23 protein-coding genes and 1 tRNA gene are annotated in these 20,186 nt (G+C 71.4%); 6 read left to right on the forward strand and 18 right to left on the reverse strand.

The window, feature by feature from the left end; all coding sequences use genetic code 11:
* The first annotated feature begins 142 nt into the window (after positions 1 to 142).
* Genes BM064_RS09090 through BM064_RS09100 form a run of 3 tightly spaced genes read left to right on the forward strand, consistent with a single transcriptional unit; the run spans position 143 to position 1,553 of the window.
* The gene (locus BM064_RS09090; RefSeq protein ID WP_092859451.1) at positions 143 to 745 is read left to right on the forward strand and encodes a pyridoxamine 5'-phosphate oxidase family protein; all 603 of its coding nucleotides are present in this window, start codon (positions 143 to 145) and stop codon (positions 743 to 745) included.
* A complete protein-coding gene (locus BM064_RS09095; RefSeq protein WP_092859452.1) occupies positions 745 to 1,152 on the forward strand; it encodes a VOC family protein in 408 nt (135 codons plus the stop codon). Before BM064_RS09090 ends, BM064_RS09095 begins: the two co-directional genes overlap by 1 nt.
* 20 nt (positions 1,153 to 1,172) lie before the next feature.
* The gene (locus BM064_RS09100) at positions 1,173 to 1,553 is read left to right on the forward strand and encodes an acyl-CoA thioesterase (RefSeq protein ID WP_092859453.1); all 381 of its coding nucleotides are present in this window, start codon (positions 1,173 to 1,175) and stop codon (positions 1,551 to 1,553) included.
* A 311-nt stretch (positions 1,554 to 1,864) separates the two neighbouring features.
* Here BM064_RS09100 and BM064_RS09105 read toward each other — a convergent pair whose 3' ends face one another.
* Together BM064_RS09105 and BM064_RS09110 are read right to left on the reverse strand one after the other, a co-directional pair.
* Positions 1,865 to 2,473 (reverse strand): DUF3291 domain-containing protein, encoded by a 609-nt coding sequence (locus BM064_RS09105; protein WP_092859454.1) that lies wholly within the window; start codon positions 2,471 to 2,473, stop codon positions 1,865 to 1,867.
* A gap of 185 nt (positions 2,474 to 2,658) precedes the next feature.
* A complete protein-coding gene (locus tag BM064_RS09110) occupies positions 2,659 to 3,888 on the reverse strand; it encodes a CaiB/BaiF CoA transferase family protein (protein WP_092859455.1) in 1,230 nt (409 codons plus the stop codon).
* A 560-nt stretch (positions 3,889 to 4,448) separates the two neighbouring features.
* Between BM064_RS09110 and BM064_RS09115 the strand changes: the two genes are divergently transcribed.
* A tRNA-Gln gene (locus tag BM064_RS09115) sits at positions 4,449 to 4,522 on the forward strand.
* Between the two features lie 9 nt (positions 4,523 to 4,531).
* Here the strand turns inward: BM064_RS09115 and BM064_RS09120 are convergent.
* The 8 genes from BM064_RS09120 to BM064_RS09150 form a co-directional block, all read right to left on the reverse strand.
* Positions 4,532 to 5,644, reverse strand: a complete 1,113-nt coding sequence (locus tag BM064_RS09120; protein WP_092859456.1) for a tyrosine-type recombinase/integrase — start codon at positions 5,642 to 5,644, stop codon at positions 4,532 to 4,534.
* Positions 5,631 to 5,828 (reverse strand): hypothetical protein, encoded by a 198-nt coding sequence (locus tag BM064_RS26830; protein ID WP_143103292.1) that lies wholly within the window; start codon positions 5,826 to 5,828, stop codon positions 5,631 to 5,633. Before BM064_RS26830 ends, BM064_RS09120 begins: the two co-directional genes overlap by 14 nt.
* Positions 5,828 to 6,046, reverse strand: coding sequence for a phage head-tail joining protein (locus BM064_RS09125; protein ID WP_092859457.1), 219 nt, complete (start codon positions 6,044 to 6,046; stop codon positions 5,828 to 5,830). Before BM064_RS09125 ends, BM064_RS26830 begins: the two co-directional genes overlap by 1 nt.
* 4 nt (positions 6,047 to 6,050) lie before the next feature.
* Positions 6,051 to 7,844, reverse strand: a complete 1,794-nt coding sequence (locus BM064_RS09130) for a prohead protease/major capsid protein fusion protein (protein WP_092859458.1) — start codon at positions 7,842 to 7,844, stop codon at positions 6,051 to 6,053.
* A complete protein-coding gene (locus BM064_RS09135; RefSeq protein WP_092859459.1) occupies positions 7,841 to 9,223 on the reverse strand; it encodes a phage portal protein in 1,383 nt (460 codons plus the stop codon). Before BM064_RS09135 ends, BM064_RS09130 begins: the two co-directional genes overlap by 4 nt.
* A gap of 12 nt (positions 9,224 to 9,235) precedes the next feature.
* A complete protein-coding gene (locus BM064_RS09140; protein ID WP_092859460.1) occupies positions 9,236 to 9,589 on the reverse strand; it encodes a DUF2190 family protein in 354 nt (117 codons plus the stop codon).
* Positions 9,590 to 9,739: 150 nt separating this feature from the next.
* The gene (locus BM064_RS09145) at positions 9,740 to 10,228 is read right to left on the reverse strand and encodes a hypothetical protein (RefSeq protein ID WP_092859461.1); all 489 of its coding nucleotides are present in this window, start codon (positions 10,226 to 10,228) and stop codon (positions 9,740 to 9,742) included.
* Between the two features lie 77 nt (positions 10,229 to 10,305).
* Positions 10,306 to 10,773: a hypothetical protein gene (locus BM064_RS09150; protein ID WP_092859462.1), complete on the reverse strand. Its 468-nt coding sequence runs from the start codon at positions 10,771 to 10,773 to the stop codon at positions 10,306 to 10,308.
* Positions 10,774 to 10,846: 73 nt separating this feature from the next.
* Between BM064_RS09150 and BM064_RS09155 the strand changes: the two genes are divergently transcribed.
* Both BM064_RS09155 and BM064_RS09160 read left to right on the forward strand, forming a co-directional pair.
* A complete protein-coding gene (locus tag BM064_RS09155; protein ID WP_092859463.1) occupies positions 10,847 to 11,101 on the forward strand; it encodes a helix-turn-helix domain-containing protein in 255 nt (84 codons plus the stop codon).
* Positions 11,088 to 11,312 carry a hypothetical protein gene (locus tag BM064_RS09160; RefSeq protein WP_092859464.1) on the forward strand — a complete coding sequence of 75 codons (225 nt, stop codon included), beginning with the start codon at positions 11,088 to 11,090 and terminating at the stop codon, positions 11,310 to 11,312. The genes BM064_RS09155 and BM064_RS09160 overlap by 14 nt, the downstream gene beginning before the upstream one ends.
* Positions 11,313 to 11,314: 2 nt before the next feature.
* Here the strand turns inward: BM064_RS09160 and BM064_RS09165 are convergent, their stop codons facing one another.
* The 8 genes from BM064_RS09165 to BM064_RS09200 all read right to left on the reverse strand — a co-directional run bounded on the left by BM064_RS09165 (position 11,315) and on the right by BM064_RS09200 (position 20,180).
* Positions 11,315 to 13,156, reverse strand: a complete 1,842-nt coding sequence (locus BM064_RS09165; RefSeq protein WP_092859465.1) for a phage terminase large subunit family protein — start codon at positions 13,154 to 13,156, stop codon at positions 11,315 to 11,317.
* The gene (locus tag BM064_RS09170; RefSeq protein ID WP_092859466.1) at positions 13,146 to 13,667 is read right to left on the reverse strand and encodes a hypothetical protein; all 522 of its coding nucleotides are present in this window, start codon (positions 13,665 to 13,667) and stop codon (positions 13,146 to 13,148) included. The genes BM064_RS09165 and BM064_RS09170 overlap by 11 nt, the downstream gene beginning before the upstream one ends.
* Positions 13,668 to 13,781: 114 nt before the next feature.
* Positions 13,782 to 14,492, reverse strand: coding sequence for a hypothetical protein (locus BM064_RS09175; protein ID WP_092859467.1), 711 nt, complete (start codon positions 14,490 to 14,492; stop codon positions 13,782 to 13,784).
* A gap of 364 nt (positions 14,493 to 14,856) precedes the next feature.
* Positions 14,857 to 15,096, reverse strand: a complete 240-nt coding sequence (locus BM064_RS09180) for a hypothetical protein (protein WP_092859468.1) — start codon at positions 15,094 to 15,096, stop codon at positions 14,857 to 14,859.
* Positions 15,093 to 15,662, reverse strand: coding sequence for a hypothetical protein (locus BM064_RS09185; RefSeq protein WP_143103293.1), 570 nt, complete (start codon positions 15,660 to 15,662; stop codon positions 15,093 to 15,095). Before BM064_RS09185 ends, BM064_RS09180 begins: the two co-directional genes overlap by 4 nt.
* A gap of 373 nt (positions 15,663 to 16,035) precedes the next feature.
* Positions 16,036 to 18,027: a TRAP transporter large permease gene (locus BM064_RS09190; RefSeq protein WP_092859470.1), complete on the reverse strand. Its 1,992-nt coding sequence runs from the start codon at positions 18,025 to 18,027 to the stop codon at positions 16,036 to 16,038.
* Positions 18,028 to 18,031: 4 nt separating this feature from the next.
* Positions 18,032 to 19,270 carry a type 2 periplasmic-binding domain-containing protein gene (locus tag BM064_RS09195; RefSeq protein ID WP_092859471.1) on the reverse strand — a complete coding sequence of 413 codons (1,239 nt, stop codon included), beginning with the start codon at positions 19,268 to 19,270 and terminating at the stop codon, positions 18,032 to 18,034.
* A 217-nt stretch (positions 19,271 to 19,487) separates the two neighbouring features.
* Complete coding sequence (locus BM064_RS09200) at positions 19,488 to 20,180, reverse strand: TetR/AcrR family transcriptional regulator (RefSeq protein WP_092859472.1); 693 nt, start codon at positions 20,178 to 20,180, stop codon at positions 19,488 to 19,490.
* Positions 20,181 to 20,186 lie beyond the last annotated feature (6 nt).

Consider the following 20,186-nt stretch of genomic DNA (forward strand, 5'->3'; position numbering starts at 1 on the left):
CGGACGGAGGGCGGACGGGGGAACCGCGCGGACGCGACGCGCGGGAGGTCGCGCCGGGCGACGCTGGCGCCGCGGGGAATCCGCGTCTAGTCTCGCCCGGACCGCCCTCCGCGGCCCCCTCCTCCCCGGCCGGAGCCCGCCCATGATCACCGACCTTCAGCACCTCCGCGACGTCTACGGAGAGCCCTCGCAACGGGTTCTGGACAAGGAGCTGAACCACCTCGACCGCCATTGCCTGCGGTTCCTGGAGCTGAGCCCCTTCTGCTTCGTCGCGACCTCCGACGGGACCACCGTCGACGTCTCGCCCAAGGGCGACCAGCCGGGCTTCGCCCAGGCCGACGGGTCATCGGCGGTGCTGCTGCCCGACTGGCCCGGCAACAAGCGGCTCGACGGCTACCGCAACGTGCTGAAGAACCCCCACGTCGGCCTGATCTTCCTGATCCCCGGCCTGCGCGAGACCCTGCGCGTCAACGGCCCCGCCACGATCCACGAGGAGCCCGAGATCCTCGCCCCGTTCGAGCACAGGGGCCGCCTGCCGATCACCGTGATGCGGGTCGAGGCGCGCGAGGTCTACCTGCACTGCGCCAAGGCCTTCCTGCGCTCGGGCCTGTGGGAGACCGACACCTGGCCCGAGAAGGCCGACCTGCCCAAGCCCGGCGAGATGTTCAAGGATCACCTCAAGCTCGACGGCCCCGCCCTGTCGGACGAGGAGATCCACGGCTCGCTGGCCCAGACCCTCTACTGATGGGCGGCATCCGGGCCATGCCGGTGCTCGCCTGCGCCGATCCGCAGGCGGTGGCGGCGTTCCTGACCGCGGGGCTGGGCTTCACGCTCGCCGGCTGGTGGCGCGACGCGGAGGGCGCGCCCAGCTTCGGGGTGGCGCGCCTGGGCGACGCCACCCTGGCCCTGCGCCGGGCCGAGGCCGCGCCGGCCGCGGGCCCCGCGGAGGGCCCGGGCGCCTGGTCGGCCTGCATCTACGTCGAGGACGCCCGCGACTTCGCCACCCTCGCCGCGGCCAACGGCGTCGCCATCCGCCGCGGCCCCGAGGACACGCCCTACGCCTGCCGCGAAGTCGAGGTCGCGAGCCCCGAGGGCCACGTCCTGTGCTTCGTGCAGGACCTCGACCCCGGCCCCCGCGGCCCGGGCCTGTGACCGACGCCCCGGGGGAGACCATGACCGACGCGATCGAGCCCAGGGGCGACCTCGCCCTGCAGACGCTGGCGATGCCGGCGGACACCAACGCCAACGGCGACATCTTCGGCGGCTGGCTGATGGGTCAGATGGACCTGGGCGCCTCGATCCCCGCCCGCGCCCTCTCCCGCGGCCGGGTGGCGACGGTGCATGTCGAGGCGATGACCTTCCACCGCGCCGTGCAGGTGGGCGACATGGTGACGATCTACGCCGACCTGCAGAAGCGGGGCCGGTCCTCGATGCGCTACGGGGTCGAGGCCTGGATCACGCGGATGCCCTCGGGCGAGCGCCACAAGGTCACCGAGGCCGTCTTCATCTACGTCGCCATCGACGAAGAGGGCAAAAGCCGCCCCCTGCCCTGAGCGGGCGGGGGCGGCGCGCCGCCGCGGCGGCGCGGCGTCCTCGATCGGCACGGGCGGTCGGAGGGGAAGGCCCCGGCCGAACCCGGGCCGAACGACGCGCGGCCGCCCGACGGGGCGACGAGCGGGATGCGCCGCAGGCGGGGTTTCAGGTCGCGACGTCAAGAAAGTTCGGCCACGGCGTCAGACCAGCCACGCCGGCGATCGACGACGCGCCAACCTCACGCGAGCCCGTGAAGCCGCGCAGGCGTCTCGCCGCGCACAGGGTCGGGCCGCGGCGCGCGACGCCCCACGACGGGCCGGGCGCCCGCCCCTCAGTGCAGGTGCAGGTCGCCCGGCGCGCCGCCGGAGCCGGAGCGGCGGCTGGCGCGGATCGCGTCCTCGGCGTCCTCCTCGGTCTGCGCCTCGGCGGGCGCGGGACCGGTGCCGACCAGCGCCACCTCGGGCGAGACCTTGCGGGCCCGCCGCACGTCGGGCAGCGATTCCCAGCCGAAGGCGTGCTCGCTCGGGCCCTCTCGGCGCAGCCGCTCCAAGCGCTCCAGCGCCTCCTGCGGGCTGGGCCAGCGCTCGGGCTCGATCGGCCACAGGGCGAGGAAGGCCTCGCCCAGCTCCTCGAACCACTCCCGGCGGCGGGCGTGGAAGCGGGCGTGCACGGTGCGGAAGGTGTAGTCGGCCAGCGCGTCCGCGCTCTCCCACGCCGTCAGGGTCCAGGTCATCCGCGGATCGCCGGGGAACAGCTCCGGCTCCCCGACCTCGCGCCACAGGAAGCCGGGCGAACGCTCCGCCAGCAGGTTCAGGCGGTCGATGTTGTCCACGAAGCCGGCCATGCGCCGGTCCGCGCGGGGCCAGCGCATGCGGGCGATGTTGAACTGGGCGATCGGGCCGGCCAGCGCGAGGGCCGGAGCGTCGGCATAGGGGGGCATTGCGCGTCTCCAGGTCGGTGTCCGACTTTGCCCCGAATGGTTGGTCCAGGCCAACAGGCCCGTCGGTCGCAACCCGGGACCCGGAGGGCGGCCGCGCCGCCCTCCGGATGTCGTTCGGTGGTCCCCCCCCGGGGTCCGTCTCTTCCGCGGCGCGCCGAACGCGCCGGTCTTTCCGCGTGGCGCGCTCAGAGCGCGCCGGTCTCCTTCAGCGCCGCGATCCGCGCGGCGTCCAGGCCCAGCACTTCCGACAGAACCTCGTCGGTGTGCTCGCCCAGCATAGGCGCCGCGCGGCGATAGGCGATCTTCGAATCCGAGAACTTGATCGGGTTCGCCACGTTCGGGACGGTGCCGGTCGGCGACAGCGGGTGCGGCACCTCGACCTTCATGCCGCGGGCGATCACCTGCGGCTCCTCGAAGGTCTTGTCGATGGTGTTGAGGCCCGAACAGGGCACCCCCGCCTCCGGCAGCCGGGTCAGCCAGTGCTCCCGCGGCTTCAGGCGCATGCGGTCCGAGATGATCTCGGCCAGCGCCTCGCGGTTGGCGTTGCGGTCGGGGACGGTCACGAAGCGCGGATCGTCGGCGAGCTCCGGCACGCCCAGCTCCCGCGTCAGGATCTTGAACTGGCGGTCGTTGCCGCAGGCCACGATCACCTCGCCGTCCGCGCAGGGGAACGGCTGGTAGGGCGAGAGGTTGGGGTGCCAGGCGCCGGTGCGCTCAGGCACTTTCCCGCCGATGAAGTAGTTCATCGCCTGGTTCGCGAGCCAGCCCACGTGGACGTCGAGCAGCGCCATGTCGATGTGCTGCCCCCGCCCGGTGCGCTCGCGGTGCTGGAGCGCGGCGAGGATCGCGATGGTCGAATACATGCCCGTGGTCAGGTCGCAGATCGCGAGGCCCACGCGCTGCGGCCCGGCGCCGGGGGTCCCGTCGGGGTTGCCGGTGATCGACATGATCCCGCCCAGGCCCTGGATCAGGTAGTCGTAGCCCGGCTCCGGCGCCTTCGGCCCGGTCTGCCCGAAGCCGGTGATCGAGCAGTAGATCAGCCGCGGGTTCAGCGCCATCAGGTCGTCGGGCCCCAGCCCCAGCTTGGCCAGGCCCCCGACCTTGAAGTTCTCGACCACCACGTCCGCGGTCTTGGCGAGCTCGCGGATCACCTCCTTGCCCTCCTCCGAGCGGAGGTTGACGGTGACCGAGCGCTTGTTGCGGTTGGCCGACATGTAATAGGCGGCCTCCCGGGTGTCGTTGCCGTCCTTGTCCTTGAGGAACGGCGGCCCCCAGGAGCGGGTGTCGTCCCCGCCGTCCGGGTTCTCGATCTTGATCACGTCCGCGCCGAAGTCGGCGAGCATCTGCGTGCACCAGGGGCCGGCGAGGATGCGGGAAAGATCGAGGACGCGGATGCCGTCGAGAGGGGCGGACATGCAGGGGCTCCGGGCAGGAAGGGGGACGGGCGACGGGGTCGGACGGCGCCTCTCGGCGGCCGGTTCCGACTGGCGGGATGCGGGCGTCGCGTTCCGCAGGGCGCGTTTCGCGACGCGCGGGACGATGCACCGCGGCGCGTCTCAGCGCAAGCCGCCCTCCCGGGGCGGCGTCCCTGCGCGGGGCCGGCGGGCGCCGGGGCGCGGTCCCCGGCGGGGCCTGCGCCGTGCGGGGCCGGCAGGACAGGCGGCGGGCCCGTCGCGACCGTCCAGGCATCCAATCCTCGCGAGCCTGGAATACCAGGTGGGCGCCGGGTGCTTCAGGCCACGACCCGAAACAGAGCCAGCTCCCGCGAGAATGAATAGGCCACCAGGATTTGGGCCCGTGACGTGAGGGACAGCACCCGCCTGCCCCACGACATAGTCCTGCGCGCCCCTCTTGAGAAGGCCCGGACGCCTCGGCTTTTCGCGAACTCCACCTTGCCGCAGGCTTTGCGCAAGGGAATCGCCTCCCCCCTCTTGACCCGCCCCCTGCCCGTGGGTAGGAGAGCGGCCGTCGCCGTTGGGGAATAGTTTAACGGTAGAACAGCGGACTCTGACTCCGTCGGTCCTGGTTCGAATCCAGGTTCCCCAGCCATTGACTTTCCTACGCTTCTCCCTCGGTTGAGCCGGCCCCTGCGGGCCGGTTGGGAGGGCGGTTGGGAGCTTTCGTTCCCCTTTCGAGCTTCAGAATCGCATCGCGCGCCAGCTGCGGGTCTGTGGCGGCGTAGTGCTTTTCGAGGATCGCGGTGATCTCCGCATTCTTGTGCCCGGTGATCGCGCCGATCTGCGCATGTGTGCAGCCGACTCGCCGCAAGCGGGTCACGGCTGTTCCGCGCAGGTCGTTGAAGGTGACGCCAGCGACGCCGGCCTTGATCCGCGCCTTGCGCCAGCTCGACCGGAAGCCGTCCGCGGTCCAGGGCGTCCCGTCCTCGGTCGTCAGGATGATCGGCGAGCGGCGGGGGGTCGCATCCAGGAGCGCGCGCAGCGGCGCACCGACCGGAATCTCGACGCGAGCGCCAGTCTTCGACTGCGCCAGCCTGAGCGTCTTTCCGTCGTAGGCCGACCAGGGAAGGCGCAGGAGGTCGCCTTGCCGCTGTCCAGTCCACAGGGCCAGCATGAAGGCAAGCCGCAGGCGCGCCGGGGCGACCTTCAGGAAGGCTTTCTCGTCGGCCTCGGTCCAGATGCTTTCGGCCCGCGAGCCGCCCCAGACTCGCCCGGCGCGCTGGCACGGGTTGGCAAGGATGATGCCGCGATCCAGCGCCCAGGCGAGCGCGCGGGCGAGCACGGTGAATTCGTAGTCCGCGCGCCGGGGCGACGCCTCAGCCCTTCGGTCGCGCCAGTCGAGGAAAACGCCTCGGGCGCCGGGGTCGGCCAGTGCCGCAAGCGGGAAGTCGCCGAACTCGGGCTCCAGCTGCTTGCGGATGATCTCCGCATAGTCGCGTCGCGTGCGCTCGGCGAGGTCGAGAAAGCCGCGGGCGCGCCTCCTGACGCCTCTGGACCGCTGGTAGGCATTGAGGACGTCCAGGAGCGTCCCTGTACGCTTGGGCTCCCTGCGAGCCTCCTGCGCCTCCCGGAAGGCCCGCGCGAACTCGGGCGACCCGTAGTCGTCAGGCAGGCGGGGGCCGCCCTTCCACGCGTAGAAGTAGACCTTGCGCGATCCGTCCGCGAGCCGCTTCGGGGCGCGATGAAGGCCGGGGTAAGGGTTAGCCCGCTTCACGGCTCGACTTCCAAGCCTGCAGCGGAGTCGGCTGACCTTCAGCCGGCTTCAGGATCACGCGCAGCGAGCCGTCCGCTTCGATACGAACTTCACTCGCGCCGGCTTCCCGCGCCACATCGATGTAGCGCCGGGCCACGGCCGGAGTCGGCAGCTTCGGCCCGTCCTGTTTTGCGCGCTTGGCCATCACAACCCCTTGGACGTCGAAACCCGAACCTGGCGCGTCGGCCCGGTTCCCTGCGCCTTGGCGAGGCGTCTTTCGACGTCGCCAAGGGCACGCTCCAGCTCCGCGTCCGACTTGTAGGTGACGGACTGCCCATCGTATTCGACCGTCCGCAGGCCGTTGAACCGCGCCTTCAGGAGCGCGTCGCGGAAGCCTTCCAGGTCGGACGCGGAGTAGGCCATGCGATCAGGCCCCCGCGTTGCGATACCAGCCGCGCCAGTCGACGAAGCCGGCGCCGAAGTCGAGGCGGACCTTGATCTGCACGCCGTCCACCTCGAAGCCGTTGCGGCTCTCGATCTGCGGGCCGGGCGCGCCCTCGAGGTAGGCGAATTCGAGGCCGTCGATCTCGGAGGGCGAGGCCACCAGATACCAGGCCGTCGCGCTGGTGAAGCGGGGTTCCACGATCACCGACAGGTTGGTGTGGGTGTTCACGTCGTCGGTCTTCGCCGGGGTGATCGCCGCCACCAGCTTCAGGGCGGTTTCCTCCAACTCGGGCGGCACGATGAAGTGTTTCGGCGTCACGGCGATCCGCTCGCCCGAGACGCCGGTCTGGCGCCGCATGGCGGTGCGGGCGGCGGCGAGGGTGGTGTCGTCGGGCGCCGCGCCGGAGCCGGCGAGGTTGCCGTGATCCGCATGGAACAGCGCCTTGCCGTCCGACATGGCCGGATTCGCCAGCAGCAGGTCCACCAGGAACTGCGCCTCGAACTGCGCGGCGGCCTGGCCGAAGCGAGCGGCGAGGTTGGCGAAGGCCCCGAGGTCGTCGTTGATGATCGCCTGCCGGCTGATGCCGATGATCCGGCCGTAGGTTTCGACCTTGTAGCTCTCGGCGGCCTCGGCCATCGTCCCCGAGGTGAACTCGCCTGCCTCGTTGACCTTCTCCAGCGAGGGCGCCTCGCCGAGCATGATCCGCTGCCGGGCGCGGAAGTCGCGGGCGGTGGTCTGCGCCCCCGCCATCTTCACGCCCGCCGGGGCGGCCGAGTAGGCGGCGCGCAGGGTGCGGCCCACGGTGTCGCCCAGGATGATCGAGAAATCGGACGTGGTGTGCAGCGCCCGCGTCACCAGGGCGGCGGGGGCGAGGCCGGTGGTCGAGACGCCGGCGCGCTGGAGCATGTCGCGGGCCATGTCGACCGTCGTCATGCCGTAGAAGGCCCGCGCCGGCTCGGACAGCTGGTGCGAGGGGTTCATGCGCGCATAGAGGGCTTCGCCCATCCGCTCGCCGCGCAGCTCGGGCGCGTCGTTGTCGTGCAGGATCGTCGCCCGCTGCGTCCGGATCGGGGCGGCGCTGCGCGTGGCCATCGCGTCGAAGGCGGCGGCGCGGGCGGCCTCGACGGTCGCCTCGGCGTCGATCTGCCCGTCGGCCCAGCCGGCTTCCAGGCCGGCCAGCCGCCCGATGCTGCGGATCTCGGCGTTGACCTGCGCCCGCGTCACGGGGGCGGGGTTCGGGGCCGCGGGCGTCGCCGGGCGGTCCTGAGTGATCTGATTTTCGGGCATTGCGCTGCTCCTGATGGTGGCGCCCTCGTCGGCGGGGACGGAGACGATGGACACCTCCTTGGGCGTCCAGCGGGTTGCGGTGCGGATGACGCGCCCGGCGGCGGTGCGCTCGTCCTTCCAGGCGTTGACCTGATAGCCGAGGGAAATCCCGCGCAGGGCGCCGTCCTCGATATCGTCCAGGATCGGGTCCACCTCGGCGCGGCGCGAGAACTTGATGCGCACGATCAGGTTGCCGCCCTCGATGCGGGAGGCTTCGACCACGCCCAGCACGTCGCGCACGCTCATGCGGCGGTGCGAGTCGAGGACGGGCGCGCCCTCCAGGCCGCGCAGGTCGGCGGCGGCGACGGGAAGACGCTCGGTGAAGCCGAGCCGCTCGACGTCGGCCCCGGTCGAGGCGACGGCTTCGACGGTGCGGGCCTCGCGGTCGAGGCTCCGCGGGCTCAGGGACGCGGCCCGCAAGACCAGGGCGGGGGCGGCGGGGGCGTTCATGCTGCGGCCTCCTGCGGCTTGGCGACGGGCGAGGGGCCATCGGCCGAAATCTCGGCGTCCAGCTGGTCGAGGTCGCGGCCTCGGCCGGCGACGACTTCGCGGCGGGACTTGAAGCCCGCCTCCACGGCGGCGGCCTCGGCCCGGATTTCCTTCTCAGGGTCCACCCAGGGCCAGCCGGGGCGGATGAAGGCGGCGGCAAGCCACGGGCGCGGGTCGGCCTCGAAGCCGGGCGCGGGCTCGCGGCCCTCCAGCACCTCCAGCGTCAGCCAGCGCCGCCAGATGGGGCGCAGCAGCTGCGGGATGAGGATTTGGTCCTGCACGGCTTCCATGCGGCGGCGGAAGTCGATCAGGCCGGCGCGGATCGAGGAATAGTTGACGCTCGAGAGGTCGGCCGTCAGGCCCTCGTAGGTGACGCCCAGGCCGGCCGCGATGCCGCGCAGCTGCGCCTTCAGGAACTCGCCGGCCGTGCCGGAGCCCGCGGGCGGGGTCGGGAACTTGATGTCCTGGCCGGGGCGCAGGACCTGCAACGTCCCCGGCTCCAGGCCGGTGTCCATGATGCCGTCCGTCTCGGCCCCGTCGAAGCTCCCGGCGCCCGGCCCCTGCTCGAAGATGAAGCCGGCGAACATGGCTTCGGTCTTCAGGCGCACCAGGAGCGCGTCTTCGGCCGCGTCGTGTTCGGAGAGGCGCAGCAGGATCGGGGCGAGCCAGCTCAGGCCGCGCACCTGGCCGGGGAAGACCGGGCGGAAGACGTGCAGCACGTCGGCGGCCGGCAGGCGGCGGGGCGTCAGCTGCGCGGCGAACGGCTGGTCGAGGGGGTCTTCGAAGACGTGGTAGGCCACCCGCCGCCCCTCGCCGTCGAACTCGATCCCGGCGACGATCCGGGCGCCGCCGCCGAGGTCGCGATGCAGGGTCGGGTCCACCTGATCGGGCTCCAGCAGCTGGAGCCGCAGCCCCTCGCCCTGCCGGGCGCGCAGCAGGATGAAGGCCTCGCCGTCGCGCGGCAGGGCGCGGGCGACGGCGGCCTGAAAGGCGGCGAGGTTGGTGCGGTCGTCGCCGGTCACGTCCTCGGCCCAGGCGGTGAAGCTCGCGTTGATCGCGCTGCGCGCCGCAGGGTCAGGATGGGCCGACTGCGGGCGGATGCCGGTCGCGCCGGTGAGGGCGCTGGCGATGCTCTCGACGCCTGCGGCGGCGTAGCCGTTGTTCGCGACCTGATACCGGGCGCGGGCGAGGATCGGGCCGCGGGCGGCGAGCGCGGCCGTGTTGGGCGCGGTCATCGCCTGGCCGGCGCCCCACCGCCGCCCGCCGCCGGCGGCGTCATAGGACCGGGCCGCGGAGGCGGGCCGGGGACGCTGAAGCAGGCGGCGGAGGCGGTCGAGCATGATCGGCTCCGATCAGGCGGGGACGGCGGCGGCGGGGACCGCGCCGTTGAGGCGGACGCGCCCGGTCGCGGAGGGGTTGGCGGCCGCGGCGGCGGCGCAGCCGATCAGGACGTTGCCCGCGTCGGCGGCCGAGGTCGCCTCGGCCTCGGCCGGGTCCCAGTAGATCGGCGCGCCGGCGGTCCAGGCCTGCGCCGAGGTCTTCGGCAGGTCGAAGACGCCGGCCGTGGCGATCTCGACGGACGCGCCGCTGGCGGCGTCGGTGGCGGCGATGCCGAACAGCATCCCGACCAGGACGCCGGCGCCGCTGGCGACGGTCGCGGGCGCGGTCACGCTCATCATGGCGCCGGGCTGAATGTAGTTCTTCACCGATCAGGCCTCCTAGTCAGGGGTGCGGGGTGCGCCGCCCGCGGACATCTCCAGACGCGGGCGGCGCAGGCGAAGGCGGCAACGAGGAAGTTGGCCTCCGCCGATCCGGCGCGGCGACGAAGCGCGCCGGAAACTAGATGTCGCCCGCGCCTACTCCGGCAGCGTGGCGGCGGCTTTCTCGACCTTCTCCCAGAACCGTTCTTTCGCAGCCTCGGCCTCGGCCGCGCCCTTGGCGAAGGCCACGGCGGCGGTGAGGGCGTCCACGATCTCGACGCAAGCGTTGTGCAGGGGAATGCACACGTGGACGTCGTCCACCTCGTTGACCGCGACGGAATACTCGCCGTCGCGCCAGCCGATCCGCACCGGCTGGCCGGAGACCAGGTAGGGCATGAAGGCGACGTTGCGGGCGAAGCGGCAGGCGAATTCAGGCGGGATGCCGAATTGCACGGCGCGGGCCACCACGACGATGCGGAGAAGGTCGCGAAGGACGAAGGCCGCGGGAGTGCCGGCGCCCTGCTTCTTCTGCGGGAACAGGCCATGCTTGCCGCGCCAGTTGCGGAGAGCGGAGCCGGTGGTCCCGCAAAGCCGGGCGGCGTCCTCGTTGCCCACGGGCCAGTTTTCCAGGTCGACGTTCGGCATGTTCAGTCCTCGGGTCTGCGGTATATACTCCCGTAGACCATTCAAAGCGACTCCGTCAAATCATTTATTGACCGATCTCACACCCGCGCCGCCATCGCCTCCGTCGCCGCTACGGCGCCCCAGAGGCCTCGGATCGCGAGCGCCCCATACTCGTAGGCGTCGCCGTCCAGGTCGGTGAACAGCTCGGGCCTCCACTCGACGGGATCGACGGGAAGGTGGTCGCAGGCCCAATCGAAGCCGGCGCAGAAGGCTATGGCCCGAAGCTGGTGGGCGAGACCGGCGGCGGTGCTCGGCCGTGCGTCGATGAGGCCCCGCATCGCCTCCATCTCACGCCGGAGCGCAGCGTCGGCCACGGCCGCGAGTTCCGGCGGGCATTCCACGAATTCGAAAGTCGGCTCGTCAGCATGGCGACGAGCGATGTGGGCGGCGCGCCAAGTCTCGAAGGCGGCGACGGCCGGGTCAGGCTCGGCCTGGCCGGCGAGGGCGGCGGAGGGGAGCGCCAGAAGGGCGGGCGCGGTCAGGGCGGTGCGGCGAGTCAGGGTCATGGGTGGCGCTCCCGTTCAATGGGTGATACCTTGGGATCAATATGCACAACCGATCCCAAAGGATCAATCCCCTTTGATCTCTTCGGCTCAACTTCGCGCTGCGCGCGCCCTCACAGGATGGTCTCAGGCGCAGGCCGCCGAGGCTGCGGGCATCTCCATTCCGACCGTCAAGCGGGCCGAAGGCTCGGGCGCGATCCGGGCTTCAGAGGCGGCCGTCGCCGCTTTGAAAGCCGCCTATGAGGCGGCCGAGGTCGTTTTCATCGCCGAGAACGGGGGCGGTGCCGGCGTGCGCCTGGCGAAGCCGAGGGCTGGCCATGAAGCAAGCTGAAGCCGAAGCCGCCATCCGCAGCCTGTGCTACATCTATGCGCAGGAAATGGGGCTCAAGATGACGGCCGATGAAGAGCCGTCGTTCGATCACTTTTACTCATGGGTTTGCGCAAACTATAGCGCCTACCTGAATTTCAGAGCGACTATCGGAGTTCGCGAACAGGTCGAACTCTGGTTCGATGAGGAATTCAAGCAGATGTGGAGACGGTAGCCCTACCGCTCCATCCACTTCGACTTGATCCGCGTCGGCCTCGCCGCCGGCGCGGGCGCCGCCCGCCCCGCCGCCTTCAGCGCCACATTCGAAATCTCCTGCGCCTCGCGCTCCAGGTCCAGCCCCTGCACCCGCAGCCCGTGCAGCGCGGCCGAGGCGTAGACCAGGCAGTCCAGCGCCTCGTTGCGGATGCCCGACCGCTTCGGCTCCCATGACCGCACCGGGCGGCCGTTCACGTAGCGGGTGCGGACCTTCTCGGCGGTCAGCTGGTCGAACCACTCCGGGCCGAGGCCGGCGGCGAAGCGGATCGCGCCGGGGCCGGGCTCGGCGATGGGCAGGCGGGCGGCGATCTTGTCCTTGAGGGCGTCCACCCCGACGATGAAGACGGGCGCACCGCCCTTGCCCTTGGACGCGGCGCGGGGCCACGCCTGCACGCCCTGACCGCCCCGCCCCTTGATCCCCCAGACGCGCCGGCGCAGGCGGGGCCTGACGAACTCGTAGGCCATGGCGGTGTTCAGCCCGCCCGTGTCCACGCAGACGGCACGCAGGCCCATGTCAGGGACCGCGCGGGCATGGGGTCGCCGCTCCAGCAGGAAGGCGTCCAGCGCCTCCCAGATGGCGGGGCCGGAGGGGTCGCCCCAGATGATGACGTGCTCCAGGACGAAGGACTGCTCGCCGGCGCCCCAGCCCACCACCTGCGCCTCGATCCGGTCGGCCTGCACGTCGACGCCGGCGGTCAGGAGGACGACGTCCGCCGGCACCTCGTCGCCGAAGGCCTCGCGCCGGGCCAGAAGGCCGCCGGGGTCGATCATCTCGCCGCCCTGATCCTCCCACGTCTCGCCGAGGGCGGTGTTGACCCAGACCTGCAGCCGGGCCGGATCCTTGCGCACCTTGCCGTGCCACTCGGCGATTTCGCCGAAGCTCTCGAAGACGCTGTAGAGGCTGGAGAGGTGAAAGCCGGCGGTGCGGCCGTCGCCCTCGGCCGTGGCGCGCCACTCGCCGCGGGCCAGCAGCTCGGGCTTCTGTTCGTCCTCGATCACGCCCCCGCAGTGCTGGCAGCACGCGTAGGCCTCCCGGCGGCGACCCTGCGGCCAGTGGATGTTGCCCCATTCCAGCGTCTGGAACTCGCCGCAGGCGGGGCACGGGATGAAGAACCGGCGCTGATCGGACTCGAGGAAGGCGGCCTCGATCCGCGACTCGCCCTTGATTGTCGGGGTGCTGACCAGGAGCACCTTGCGCCGGCCGCGATAGGTGGCGGTGCGCTTCATGGCGAGGTCCACCGGATCGCCCTCGCCGTCCGCGTCGGCGGGGAAGGCGTCCACCTCGTCCATGAACAGGAAGCGGGCGGGGGTCGAGCGCAGGCCGGCGGCCGAGTTGGCGCCGGTCATGACGATCTGTCCGCCGGGGAAGGCCTTGGCGAAGGCGGTGTTCGTGCTGTCGCGCGACCTGGCGGGGGCGATGCGCTTGCGCAGCTCGGGCGTCGCCTCGATCATCGGGTCGATGCGGGTGCGGGTGTTGCGCCTCACCATGTCGAGGCTCGGCATGACCAGGAGCGCGAGGCCGGGCGCGTTGTGGACGATGTAGCCCAGCCAGTTGAGGCCGGCTTCGGTCCCGCCCAGCTGCGCGCCCTTCACGAAGACGACGCGCTCCAGCGGCGAGCCCACCGACAGGGCGTCCATGATCCCGCGCAGGTAGGGGGCGCGATCGGTGCGCCAGCGGCCGGGCTCGGCCGAGGTCGCCGGCAGCATCCGGTGGGCGTCGGCCCACTCGCTGACCGTCAACTGCCTCTCGGGCATCATGCCGGCCCGCCATGCGGCGTCGATCAGGGCGGCGTCAGTCGTCATCGGTCAGGGCGTCCAGCGGGGTTTCGGCGAGGTCGACCAGGTGCGCCCGCATCTCGCGGTCGAGGGCGGAGAACAGGGCGGCGGCGTCGACCCCGAGCTCTACCGCCAGCCGGGGCGTCACGCGGCTGACCCATGCCAGATGCGCGTCCCGCTCCAGGCGCGCCCGCTCGAATACCGCCTTCTCGGCCTCGGCCCGGTCGACCAGGTTCCCGCGGGCGCGCTCCAGCTCGATCCGGGCGGCCTCCAGCTTCACCCGGTCCAGCTCGCGCCGGGGGTCGGCGTTCGGCTTGTCGGAGAGGGCCTTGCGGCGATGCGGGGCGATGTTCTCACGATACCAGGCGAGGGCGTCGAGCCGCTTGACGCGCTTGCCGTCCGCGGTGAGCGGCAGGCCCTGCTCCACCAGCTGCGAGACGCGGGCCTTGGACAAGCCCAGCTCCTCGGCGAAGGCCGATTTCGTCACCTCGGGGGGCGGCGGGTGGGTCGCGTCAAGGTTGTGAAACAGGGCGGTCATGGCTCGATAGTTCAGCTATTTCAGGGGCTTCACGCTAGTAAACCACCGGGGTTCGAATTACCCTCACCCATGCCTCCGGGGGAAGGACCCGCTTCGGACCTCGAAGCTCTTCGGTCATCGCCGCGTCCTCATCGCGTCGCGCAGCGACTGCTCGAACAGGCGCTGGAAGTCCTTCTCGACGGTCCGCCGCACGGTCTCGCGAAAGCGCAGCGTCTGCTTGTAGCTCGGCGCACCCTTGACGATGTTGAGCATTGGAACGATGTCGCCTCGCTTGGCGCTGTGGCGCGCGAAGATGACATCACCCTGCCGGAAGAAGCGCGGATAGAACTTCTTCCCCTTCCGCTTCCGCTTCTTGCTCGTCTCGGTCTCGTTCTGGCTGGGGTCGCGGCTTGCTTTGAACTGCGAGAGCATCTTCGTGTAGGTGCCCCCGACGCCTGGCCCGTCGTTGACCAGCGGCCCCTTGGGGTGTGGGGTGGCATACTCGCCCGGCAGCAGCACTCGAGCGAATATCAGCGCCTTCTCGAAGCGCTTGGGGACGCGAGGCCCGCCCGCCTCCAGGGCGCGCAGGTATTTGGCCGGGGCGGTGCCCTTGGCCAGGTCATCCTTGATGAAGACCTTGGCGGTCAGGTTGTCCTTCTTCGCGGGGATGATCTTCGGGCTCTGCAGGGTGATCTGTCGAGGTTCGTGCAGGATGCTCCCGAACTCGCTGCGGACCGCGGCTTGGGCGCTCTGCGCTGTCCACGTAAGCGCCCGAGCCGTCGCGAACCGCAACTGGCGCAGGTTTTCCGGCGAAGCGAGCTTGCCTCTGATCGTAACTTTCGACATCGCGTCTCTACCTCTCTTTCTTCAAGCGTTGCGCCTCATGCTTGGTGGTGAGGCTCTGAGCGAGGGCATAGGACGACCAGCCCCGCCGGGTCGGCAGGGTTGGTCCCTAGCCCTTGCGATCATGCTCGGCGGAGCCGGCCCGTCGCTTCAGGCCCTCAAGGTCGCCGGTCGCCCGGTCCCACCGCCTTGAGGTCGGCTGCTACTTGCGACGCCGTGGAATGGCGCCGGGGATCCCGCTTCAGCCTTTCGGACTGCGGTCGGCCTGTGATCCCGCCCCGTGGTAGGCCCTACAATCCATGCGCCACCGTCTGCACCGTCCGCACGGAAGGGCGGGGAGCGCACCAGCTCCCCGCTCTCGTCGCGGTCAGGCGTCGTCCAGCACCTGGCAGTCGTCGTCTCCTGTGAACACCAGCTTCTCGATGATGCCCTCGATGGTCCGTCGCTGTGCGGCGGACGGCTTCCATTGGGGGCGCTTGGACTGGCCGAGGATCGAGACGCAGAACTTGCGCTCCCAAGCGGTCGCCTCGGGGTTCTTGATCGCGGACGGCAGCCAGAACAGGAGCTCATCCAGCGAGCGGTTCGGGAGGGGGAGCATGGCGTTCATGTCGCCAGCTCCGCGGCGATCCCGCCGAACTGCACGTCGAGGCCATAGCGCTGCGCCAGACGCTCGATCAGCTGTTCCGCCATCCCGTCCGCGCCGTCGCCAAGCTCGGCCTCCAGCGCATTCGCGACGCCTTCCTCCAGGTCCATGAGGAACAGGTCGTCGGCAATCAGGGGATCAAGCCCGGCGCCCAGCTTGCCCGGCTCCACCTCGCCGAGCATCTGGTCGAGGCGGGTTTGCAGCGACCAGGGCGCGGCCGGCCGCAGGGACGGCAAGAAGGTCGGCGCGATCCAGCGCACCAGCTGGCGGCAGTGGTCGCGCTCCATCGCCAGCAGCGCGGCGCAGGCCCAGCCGATGCGGGCGGCGGGCGACTTCTCCCGTCGCATCTTCTCGGCGAGGCGCGAGACGTTCGCGCAAGTCACGCTTGCCGCGGCCGGATCAGCCGCGTAGGATTCGCCTGTGAAGTCTTCAATGCCGCGGTGCGAGGTGCGAGCCTCCGCCGCGGTTTTTCGTTTCGGATCGCCCCTATCTTCGGTTGGGAGGCGGTTCGTAAGCCCTTGATCTTCCATCGGCGACTTTCTCCGCGGTTTGCGGGAAAGCGCAGGAAATTCAATCTATGGCCGTGGACTCTGACTCCGTCGGTCCTGGTTCGAATCCAGGTTCCCCAGCCACGACCCTCCGAAAAGCGCCGAACCGAAGAGACGATCGCCGGATCGTCGCTTTCGCCTGCGTCCCAGGCGCGGCGGCGCCGCGGTCCTCGGAGCGGTGCTCCGGAAATCCTTCGATCCGCCGATCCCGACGCGTCCCGCGCCGCGTTCCACGCCTCGAACGCAGGTCTGCGACGGCCGGGGCCATGCCGGACGACGCCCCCCCGGGGGGGAAGCCGCGTCGGCGATCGGAGAGGCGCGGGCCGGGCGGCCGGCGCCTCTCCGGAGGCGGCGCTCAGCGCAGCATCATGCTGTCGGGGAGCCAGGTGGCGACGGTGGGGAACAGGATCAGCAGCACCGCGGCGACCACCGCGATGGGCAGGAACAGCGCCACCGAGACGAAGACGTCGCCCAGGCTGATGCGCTGGCCCGCGTTCACCGCCCGGTCCTGCAGGATCGAGTGCATCACGAAGGACAGGATCCCCACCGGCGGCGTCAGGATCCCCAGCTCGGCCATGAACACCGTGAACACGCCGAACCACAGCAGCGACACCTCCATCCCGTTGAGGATCGGGATCAGCAGCGGCACCGTCAGCAGCATCATCGGCAGCGGGTCCATGAACATGCCCATCACCAGATAGGCGACCATCACGATCAGCAGGAACTCGATCCGCCCGAACTCCATCGCGCCCACCCAGGCCGCGAAGCCGCGGGTCAGGCCCGAGAGGGTCAGCATGCTCGACAGGATCTCCGCGCCCACGATCAGCAGGAAGATCGAGCCGGTGACGATCACCGTCTCGACGCCCGCGCCCACGATCGCCCGCGGCGCGCCGCGGCCCAGCAGGACCAGCGTCAGCAGCAGCGCCCCGGCGGCGCCGGCGGCCCCGGCCTCGGTCGCGGTCAGCACGCCCGAGTACATGCCCCCCAGCACCACCGCGATCAGCGCGGGCAGCGGCCAGATCCGGCCCAGCGCCCGCCAGCGCTCGGCCCAGTCCACCGGCTCCGCAGCCCCCGTCCCGCGCCCCACCGCGCCGGGCGAGGCCAGCGCGAAGAGCACCATCGCCAGGCTGAACACCGCCGAGATCAGCAGCCCCGGCCCCACGCCCGCCATCAGCTGCGGGCCGATCGGCACCTCGGCGATGCCGGCGTAGACCACCAGGAAGGTCGAGGGCGGGATCAGCTGCCCCGGCAGGCCCGCCACCATCACCGAGCCGACGGCGAGCCGCCGGTCGTAGCCGCGGGCCAGCATCTCGGGGATGCCGATGCGCGACAGCGCGTAGGTGGTGCCCAGCGTCGAGCCGCTGACCGCCGCCAGCCCCGTGCCCGCCATGTTGGTCGAGACCGCGAGCCCCCCCGGCAGCCAGGCGAGCCACTGGCGCGCCGCCTCGTAGATCCGGGTGGTCAGGCCCGACTTCCACAGCAGCAGCCCCATGAACACGAACATCGGCAGGACCGAAAGCGTCCAGGTCGCCGTCGCCTCATAGGGCTTGTCGGCCAGCATCGTCTCGACCGAGCGGGGGCGGATCGCCCACAGGCCCAGCAGCCCCGGCACGGCCAGCGCGAAGGCCACCGGCACGTGCAGGAACAGCAGGATCAGCAGCAGCCCCAGCGCCGAGAGCGCCGCGGCGGTGCGGCTCTCGGACAGCAGCACCCCCCCGACCGCGACGCCCAGCAGCGCCACGATCGCGAACCGGCCGAGCCAGACGCCGCGCCCCGCGGCGGCGCGGCCGTCGGGCCCGTCGGCCTCGCCGAGCGCGGCGGGCGAGATCGCCTCGGCCGGCGCCGCGAGCAGGGCGACGGTCTTCCAGGCCAGCATCGCGGTCAGCGCTGCGAAGGCGGCGGGGGCGGCGAAGGTGGCGGGCCAGACGATCAGCTCGAAGGAGCCCGCGATGACCATCCGCCCGATCTCGCGCCCGTGCATCGCCTCGCCGAAGCTGAACCAGGCGAACAGCGCGCAGATCGCGGCGCACAGGCCCGCGCCCCCCACCGCCACCTCCCGCCGCAGGCGGGGGGGCAGCTGGTCGAACAGGATGTTGGCCGCGATGTGCCGGTCGCCGGCCTGGGCCAGCACGAAGCCCGAGAAGGCGATCAGCGGCATGTACCAGGCGCCCGCGATCTCGGAGGCGCCCTGCAGCGGCATGTTGAACACGTAGCGCATCGTCACGTTGGCCAGCGTGTGCGCCATCAGCAGCATGACGGCCAGCGTGGCCAGCACGCTGACGGCCAGCGCCGCCGGGCGCGAGACGCCCCCGGCGGTCCGGCCGTCCTCGGTTGCAGCGAGGGTCATGGGATCACTTCGGCCGATGGGGGAGCATCGCCTCCTGGTAGAGGCGGTCGAAGAACGGCTCGAAGTTCACCGTCTCGTCGTCGTACCAGTCGACGAAGCCTTCCCAGCCGGGATCGATCTCGTCGTAGCCCATTTCGTCCAGGATCCGGGTCCACTTGGCGGCGGCGGCGCGGAACCGCTCGACCGTGCCGGCGGGATCGGGGACGCGGGCGGTCTGCGCGAACTCCGCCAGCAGGGCCTCGTTCACCGCGCCCAGCCGCTCGTCCAGCGCGGGATCGAGCGGGACCGCCCCGCCGCCGTTCTCCGCCGCCACGCGCAGCGCGCGCTGGGTGTTGACCAGGTTGTAGCGCATGTACTGCTCGGCATAGTCCTTCTGCAGGTCGAACAGCAGCTGGCGGGCGGCCAGCGGCAGCTCCTCCCACAGATAGAGGTCGTATCCCCCGCCCAGCGAGGTCACGGCGAAGGACTCCGCGGTCGGGTAGCCGTAATGCGGCGCCACCGGCACGATGCCCGCGATATGGGCGGTGGACAGCGAGGTCAGCGAGCAGTCCGCGATGCCGCGCTGCAGGGCCTCGAACATCTCCGAATAGGGCAGCGAGACGTTGGAGGCGCCCAGCGCCTCGACCTCCTTGGCGTGCATCACGCTGCCCGAGCGCACGCGCGCCCCCTCGAGGTCGGCGAGCCCCGTGCGCGGCTGCGAGCAGAACAGGCCCGAGGGCGGCGCCCCCATCAGGATCATCAGCGGCTGGATGCCGTAGTCCTGCTGCTCGGTCCAGGCCTCGGGGATGGCGTTGGAGGCCTCCATCATCACGCCGTAGCTGTGCAGCGTCCCGTAGAGCGGGCGCGGGTCGGAGACCACGCTCAGGTCCACCAGCGCCGAGGCGATGGGGAAGTTCGAGGGATCGTACTGCGAGATCACGCCCCCGTAGGAGAGCCGCCCGTCGGCGATCGCCGGCGCGTTGTTGCCCCGGATGATCGCCGAGCCGTAGACGATCTCGACCGTGATCTTGCCGCCGGACCATTCCTCGATCATCCGGGCGTAGGTCTCCATCGAGCGGGACGAGTTCTCGCCCGGCGAGGAGACCGACTGGAAGGTCATCTGCACCGGCTCCATGTCGGCGAGCGCGTCGATGAACGCCTGCTTGCCGGAGCCGGGCGGGACGCCCTGCGCGAGCGCGGGCGCGCCGCCGAAGGCGAGCGCGCCGAAGGCCATGGCGGCGAGGCCAAGCCGGGTGGTGGACATGCGGTTTCCTCCCAGAAATCCTTGGTTTTCTTCGCAGCCCCAACGCCTCGCCGCGGCGGGGTCCGCGGTCGGGGGCGCCGTCCGATTCCCGGAGGGGCAAATTACGGACGCCTGACGTCCACAATAGGTTCCGGTTGAGCCGGCGCAACAGTTTCGCGCGGCCCGGACGCAGGCGGTTCGACGAGGACGGGAGGGCGGCCGGCAGGCCGGAGCGGCGTCAGCGGCCCGCAGGGCCGGGACGCAGGGCGAGCGCGCGCTCCAGCAGGTCGACCAGCTCGGCGCAGAAGGTCTCGGCCTCCTGGCCGGTCATCTCGCGCGGGGTCGTCTCCAGCCGGGCGAAACGGGAGGCGATGGGCCCCATGATCAGCAGCACCGCCAGGCTCTTGCGGATGGTCGGATCCATCTCGCCCCGCTCCTGCGCGCGGGCCAGCATCCGGAACATCGGCCGGGCGGCGCGGGTGATGAAGGGCAGCGCCATCTCGCGGAACTCGGGCGAGACCATGCCGTCCACCTGGGCGTGCAGGGCCACCGCGCCGCGGTTGTCCTGGTAGCGGCTGACCGCCATCGCCACCAGCGCCGCGAGGTCGCCGCGCAACGAGCCCTCGTCGATCTCCTCGATCGCCTCCCAGCGGCGCTCGAACGTGTCGCGCAGGATGTCGCGCTTGTCCGACCAGCGCGAATAGATCGCGGCCTTGCCCACGCCCGCGTGCCGGGCGATCCGCTCGATCGAGAAGCCCGACCAGCCGCCTTCGGCGTAGACGTGCATCGCCGCGTCGTAGACCCTGTCCTCCAGCGCCTCGTCCCGCGGACGCCCGGCACCGGGGCGTCGGCGGCGCGCCGCGGTCCCGGCCGGCTCGCCGTCGTCCGCGGGCCCTTCGGGCGACGGGTCGACGGAACGCGGGTCTTGCATGACGTC

It is taken from the genome of Albimonas pacifica (assembly GCF_900113695.1).
GTDB lineage: Bacteria > Pseudomonadota > Alphaproteobacteria > Rhodobacterales > Rhodobacteraceae > Albimonas > Albimonas pacifica.